Genomic DNA, 6,210 nt, shown 5'->3' on the forward strand with positions numbered 1-6,210 from the left:
CGACTAAGCCGACGATGAGCGATTGCTCGCATCACCCTGATAGCTGCCTGTTGTTCATACGCTCAAAGTCGCAAGGCAGCCGGATATAAGCTGACGTCCCGCCGATGCCGGTCGAAAATTCGAAACTGCCACCCAACCGCCGCGCGCGCCGGCGGGCATTTTCAATTCCGCGCCCCATGGAACTGTCGCCCGCGAAGCCGCTGCCGTCATCGACAATCGCCAACCCAATGAATCCTTCCTCGATGCAAATATCGACATCGACATGGTCAGCACCGGCATGGCGGATGATATTGCTGACGCATTCCCGCACGATCGAGAGCAAGTTGCGATAGATTTCGTAGGGCAGGGGATCCTCATCCCCGCGCAGGTCGACCAGCGGCCAGCGCAATCGGATCCCAGCCGCTTCCAGGCGCTCTTGGCTTTCGTGCCGGAGATGGCCGAGAGCCCTGCCCAAGGATGGAGAGGTACCCGACAGTCCCGTGACGATCGTTCGGATGTCGGCGATCGCCTCGCGAACGTCGGCGTGCATGGCGCGCGTATCGGTGCGATGGAGGCTGGTCAGCAGGCGGGCGCTCACGTCGTCGTGGAGATCGCGAGCGATCCGTCCGCGCTCCTCGTCGGCCCCGCGCAGATAGGCATCGCGCGCGTCGATCAGCCGCGCGATCAGCGCCAGGAACCGCGCCGCGATTTTCAGATCGTCTGATCGGAATGTCCGCGTGCCGCCTCCGCCGTACCGCAGTATTGATGTCGTTCCGTCGAGAGGAGACGGTAGGTGGAGCGCCCGGCCGTTGTCCTCGATCGTGGGTTCGCTGCCCTTGTTTGGCGCTTCGACGCGTTCGAGCGGATCAAACATGACGGTGATGGCATGGGCCCAGGACGCCTGGGCCGACACGTGCGAAGCGGGCAAGGCTATGTCGCTGGCCAACAGGAGAAGATCACTCGTCTGCCTGCCGTGCAGCCGTTCGGCTCGGCGCAGGAGCCATTCGCGCGCCGGCAGATAGACGGCGATGGCGAGAAGCACGGCAATCAGGAGGGCCAGGTCGCGCCGCTCGGTCAGGTTCGAAAGCACCAGCGCGTCGAGCAACAAGAACAGGACGATCGCGCAGGCGGACATTAGCAGCGAAAGCGCGCTCTGCCCCAGGGCGAAAAGCCGCGCACGGGTGATGGCGACGGCGAGACCCAGATAGATCAGCAGGAGCAACGGCGCCGTCATGTCGGGCTGGACCAGGGGTTTGCCCCCGGCCAATTGGCCGATCATGCTGAGCGCACAGAACAGGAAGGTTGAGACACCGGTGCAGATCGCGATCGGCAGGAGGCCTGAACGAATGTCAGGCCGTTGCCGCGCTCGCCACCACTGCACGAAGAGCAAGCCGATGATGGCCAAGCTATCGGCGAGAACCGTGAGGATCGCGATGTCGACAGCTCCCGGCAGGGCGTCGAAGGCCACGACGGCGGCGGCGGCGAGGTTGATCAGCGCGGCCAGGACCAACCAGATCGGCTTCACCAGCGGCTGCGGAAAGCGCGCGAACAGGCCCGCAAGCGCGCCTGCACAGACCACGCCGCTTGCATAGTTGGCGATCAGCATCGTCTGGTCGAAAGTGCCGGTAAGGCCCAGGCCCGGCGAAATGTTGAGCGCCGTGGTGAAGCAGCCGACGAACAGGCCCAGGCCGCTGGCCGCGAACATGAACGGCGCCCATTCGCGGGGGCGCAGGATCCAGACCCAGAGGCCAAGGAGCGCAGCCGCGGCGCCGGCCAGCATCGACATCCAGAACCCGAGCGTCAGATCCGCCAGATGGCGTTCCCGCCCCTGCGCGGTCAAGTGCTGCCCGCCGGCGACGACTTCGACGGGGCCCTGCGCCAGCATTGCCGCGAGACGGTCGCGCGCATGCCAATACTGCGCGTTCTCGGCCGCGGTGCCGCGCGGCTCTGCGACACCCGGAAGCAGCGCCGCCTCGATCCGGACGGTCTCTCCGGTTTGCGCTGACCGGAATGTCACGGTCGCGGTGTCGGGCACGACGAGCGGGCGAGGGCCTCCCCCTATTTCAACGGAATTCCCAGCGCCAAGTTCGGCGTCGATTAAGACGAACGGCACGCGCAGCATGAGGATTATCCCCACCAGCGTGGCGATGAGGATGGCCAGGGCACACAGCCGCAAGAGGAGATGCGGCCGCAAAATGACAGGGCCATCCCAGCTCTTGCCACTTTGCGTTTCGTCCGAAATATCGCGCATCCGCTTCCCCCGTTCCCGCGGGGCGGCTTCTATCGCGACTTGCCGAGACTATGCCAGCGTGATCGCCATTGTGCCGCGCGAGCGGCGGAACGGTGCGGGCGTCAGAGCTCGCCGCGCAGTCGCGCGACGAACATGGCTTCGACCCCGTTCAGCGACGCCTCGACGTCGCGTGCCCAAACTTCAGGATCGACGTTGACGTCGTACTTGCGCAGCTTGGACGAGCCGCCGCCCATCAGCATGCCGAGTGCATTGCCGAGCGCTTCGGAGCGACGATCGCCACCGGTCCGGGCGTCCGTCATTGCCGTGATCGCATCGGTATCGACGAGAAGCGGGGCCTGTACTTCGAACCGCATGCGGTTTTGCATGTCGGTCACGCCGGGCTTGGCCTGCGGCGTCATGAGCCAGAGCTGCGTCGCAATCGGGCGGATCGCTATGGTTGCCGAGGCCTTGGTGCGCGCGGTGCTGCGCAGCATCCGCAAGGGTACCTTGTTGTTGTTCGACAGCTGGGCGAAATCCACGACCGCGCGGAAACCTAGGACGGCGGCGTCGGATTCCGTCATCAGACCCTGCTCCTTGGGCGGCAGCATGGCCGTGCCGAAGCCGCCGAACGAGCCGGCGCCCGTATAGGCGATGTCCTGCGTCGGCAGAAAGTAGAAGGTCATGCCGTGCGGGGCGAAGAATAGCGAATTGACGCCCTGGTGTCCGTCGACGCGCGTGCCGCTGACCTTGCCGCCATCCTGAAGCTTGGCGAAATTGCCATAGGCGCGCGCCTGTTCGGTCGGAACGACCTCGAGCCCGGCTGCCGTCAGATCCTGCACGAGCCGGTCGTAGAGCCGATCGGTCATGGCCTGCATTTGCTCGGATGTCGGACCGACGAGGCGCACTTTCATTGTCGAAGAGGCCGTCCCCGCGCTGGCGCTGGTGTCGCTATCGACGACGAACTGCACCTGGAAGAAGGGAATGACCACCCGGCGGACGCCCTTGGCCGCTCCGGGCTTGTTGACCCAGACGAGCGATGTCGCAGCGGCGGTGTGATCGGCCTCGGGGGCGAATGCCACCGCGTCCGCGATCCTAGGATATTTCTCTGCGACAGCGGCCGTGCTGCACGCCAGGCTGCCCGCGATCAGTGCCGCGTGAAAAAGCTTTTTCATAGTATCCCCCTATTGAGGGGGCGTTCCTAGACGTTCGCCGACCGGCCGAACTCCCCTCGAACGGGGGGATAAGACTCAGACCAGTCCGCGGCGAACCGCTTCGACCGCCGCTTCGGCGCGGGAGCCGATATCGAGCTTGCGGTAGATCGTCTTGAGATAGCCGGCGACAGTGGCGGCGCTAAGGCCGAGCGTGTCGGCGGCTTCGGATATCTTTAGGCCCCGGCCGACTAGACGCAGGACATCCGTCTCCCGCGGCGTGAGATGCTGTTCGGGGGCATGGCTCTGGATAAACCGTGCATGCCGGCGGAAGAGTTCGAGCATGCGTTCCGCCATAGCGGGTGAGAGGGGGCTCTCGCCGCGCTCGAGCGCGCGCAAACGTCGCACGATCTCGCCGGGCTCGTGGTCCTTTAGTAGATAGCCTTGTGCGCCCACGGCCATCGCCGCAATGAGATTGTCGTCGTCGTCGTAGAGGGTCGTGACGATAGCGCGGGCCTGGGGCACTCGGGTAAGCAGGGCGCGGATGAAATCGATGCCCGAGCCGTCCGGCAGACGCAGATCGACGAGGGCTACGATGCCCGAGGAGTCCTTTTGATCGCGCAACCAGGCCATCGCATCGGCAAGACAGGCAGCTAGCGAAATCGTCGCCGCCGGAAAGGCTTCGCGGGCCACGCACTTCAGCCATTCGCGGGTATCGGCGATGTCTTCGATCACGAGGACATGACAGGTCTGGGGCTCTTCAAAGGTCACGGCTCCTCCTGCTTCCCCAATACTCACGAAGCAGGTGGGCTTGCACCCCCCGAACGGGGTCAAAGTCCCGACCTCCCCCGTTCGGGGGGATGCCTGGGTTTGTCGAAAGCGCTAGCTGGACGGCAAGTGCCGCCTCCTGCGCGGATAGACCTGCAGGATGGGCTGATCTGTCGATTTCAAGAGCCGGTTTGCCGAAATGGCCGGCTCGAACGAGATCCTTGGCTGCCGCCAGGGAGTGATGCGACCCGAGGGGCCGGACTTAGTCGGTCCCCACCTTTACGGCCCGCCCGGCGATGCCGGGTGGGCCATTTTCCCGAATTATCTCATCTCCACGGTCTCGCCAGCCGCGACTGTCTGTACGATCCTGGCTGACGTCCTACATATCTTCGTGCGCGATGTTCGTACGGGCAGTCAACCTGCTGGACGAGACCGCCGACTTAGCGGTCATGCCGCAGCATAATGTCGAAGCCTGAAAGCTGCCGGAAGTTCATGCGTTCGAGGGGGCATTCCGCCTTACACCGACGTTCAGGGCTTTTGCTCGACGGCGTCGTTCAAAAGCTCCCGACATTGGAGCGCGTGAATGGCGGCGATCTTAATGTAGTAGGTCTGTTCGCCATCGAGGGTTTCCGCAAGCCGGTCGAGACCGTCAAGCAGCGCTGTGGCGCAGCCGATGCACTCTAAAAGAGTACCCGGCGCTTCAATCGGTGACGCCCTCATTTGTTCTCGAGAGCGGCGAGCAGGTCTGTAAAATCATCAATGCGGATCAGCCGCTCGAACTGGAAGCCAGCGCGCTCGTCGGATGCCCAGACAAGGTGTGCCTCGATCCAACCGACTACTGGCAATCTCATGGATACCCGATCGCCTCTCCTGAGTGATCGGACGTGTGTCCCCAAGAAACAAGAGGCAGAGATGTTGCCGATCGAGAGAGGAAATTCACCCAGGCGGCGGTGTTGGGCGATCACCTGATATTCCACGTCGTGCCGATTTGCATGGCGAGCATCGATAGCGGACAGACATGTCTGCATACCCAAATTCCTTTAGCAGATGAGGGCAGAGCTTACTCCCTTCGCCCCCACCTCACGGTTAAGACGCGGCGATATAGGTCCATGGTTTCCTTAGACATTCGTCTATTTTGCCGGTGCCTTCGTGCTACTTTTGAAGCGGCATTGACCAAGCTGTGTGGTGGGGCGATGGCGCTGTTACCCAGCGCGGCAGACATTGGTTGTAGCGTCGGGCTCGAGCTGTCGCCTTCCACAGATCCGCGTTGATAGGAAGGGCGCGCTGGCATGAGCCTGGCTCGATACGCGCGCTTTGCCAGCATTTTTTCTGAAGACTGCCCGTGCAGCATTCTTCGCGAAGCTTTCGTATTCCGCCTTCTCCAGGAAGATTGATCGCTATTCCCATTCTCCGCCGGCGGACCTCTCGCGTAAAGTTTACATCCAAAATGGTGGTACGATACTTACCAGCTTCATTGCCTGCCTTTTGATCCGTTCTAAACAACGTGAGCTGGCACCTGCGTTGCCAAGCCGTCGTTCTCAAGGGGCGCGAGGAATTGGCGATCAAACTGCTTCTGGTAGAGGATGACGACGACATTCGTGAGGTGCTGACTTTGGCGCTGCATCTCGATAGCGACATCCAACTCATCTCCTATGGATCGGGAGAAGCTGCGCTGGCGGATATCGAAAAGAGGCAGCTGGCCTTCGATATTGCGCTCTAAGACTATCGCCTTCCCGGGATGACCGGAATAGAGTTACATAAGGCTCTGCGGCGACTTCCGGCCTGCGCCGATTTGGCAACCGTGATGATCACAGCTAGCCTGGGAAAGGAATATGTGGCGCTATTCCAAGCGGAGAACATAGCCGGACTTATCTCGAAGCCGTTCGACGTCATGTCCGTTGCTGCTGAGGTGCGCTCGCTCACTCAGCCTAACCGGCCCAAGCCGGTCGCGATTAAATGGCTGACTGAACCGCCCCGGGATTGTCGGAGGCCCTAACTCCTGAGAGGAAGGGTCTACGATGAGCAAGACGACGAACAAGTTTGCACCGGAGGTTCGTGAGCGGGCAGTCCGCATGGTGCTGGATC

Annotated in this window: 6 protein-coding genes; 1 reads left to right on the forward strand and 5 read right to left on the reverse strand. The window is 62.5% G+C overall.

Annotation, left to right across the window (positions count from 1 at the left end; all coding sequences use genetic code 11):
• Positions 1-31: 31 nt before the first annotated feature.
• The 5 genes from OLX23_RS24360 to OLX23_RS24380 form a co-directional block, all read right to left on the reverse strand.
• Positions 32-2,230 (reverse strand): sensor histidine kinase, encoded by a 2,199-nt coding sequence (locus OLX23_RS24360; RefSeq protein WP_264447938.1) that lies wholly within the window; start codon positions 2,228-2,230, stop codon positions 32-34.
• Positions 2,231-2,331: 101 nt separating this feature from the next.
• Positions 2,332-3,288, reverse strand: coding sequence for a hypothetical protein (locus tag OLX23_RS24365; protein ID WP_264447940.1), 957 nt, complete (start codon positions 3,286-3,288; stop codon positions 2,332-2,334).
• 168 nt (positions 3,289-3,456) lie between these two features.
• Complete coding sequence (locus tag OLX23_RS24370) at positions 3,457-4,128, reverse strand: response regulator (protein ID WP_264447941.1); 672 nt, start codon at positions 4,126-4,128, stop codon at positions 3,457-3,459.
• 525 nt (positions 4,129-4,653) lie between these two features.
• Positions 4,654-4,845, reverse strand: coding sequence for a hypothetical protein (locus tag OLX23_RS24375; RefSeq protein WP_264447942.1), 192 nt, complete (start codon positions 4,843-4,845; stop codon positions 4,654-4,656).
• Positions 4,842-5,153: a PilZ domain-containing protein gene (locus OLX23_RS24380; protein WP_264447943.1), complete on the reverse strand. Its 312-nt coding sequence runs from the start codon at positions 5,151-5,153 to the stop codon at positions 4,842-4,844. Before OLX23_RS24380 ends, OLX23_RS24375 begins: the two co-directional genes overlap by 4 nt.
• Before the next feature lie 476 nt (positions 5,154-5,629).
• Here OLX23_RS24380 and OLX23_RS24385 point away from each other — a divergent pair, with 476 nt between their 5' ends.
• Positions 5,630-5,845, forward strand: coding sequence for a hypothetical protein (locus tag OLX23_RS24385; RefSeq protein WP_264447944.1), 216 nt, complete (start codon positions 5,630-5,632; stop codon positions 5,843-5,845).
• Positions 5,846-6,210: the final 365 nt, after the last annotated feature.

The organism is Novosphingobium sp. JCM 18896 (assembly GCF_025938095.1).
In the GTDB taxonomy this organism is placed as follows: Bacteria; Pseudomonadota; Alphaproteobacteria; order Sphingomonadales; family Sphingomonadaceae; genus Novosphingobium.

Excerpts from the sequence above, each read along its gene's own strand:
- OLX23_RS24375 (WP_264447942.1), bottom strand. The coding sequence starts at position 4,845 with ATGAGGGCGTCACCGATTGAAGCGCCGGGTACTCTTTTAGAGTGCATC.
- OLX23_RS24360 (WP_264447938.1), bottom strand. The coding sequence starts at position 2,230 with ATGCGCGATATTTCGGACGAAACGCAAAGTGGCAAGAGCTGGGATGGC.
- OLX23_RS24380 (WP_264447943.1), bottom strand. The coding sequence starts at position 5,153 with ATGCAGACATGTCTGTCCGCTATCGATGCTCGCCATGCAAATCGGCAC.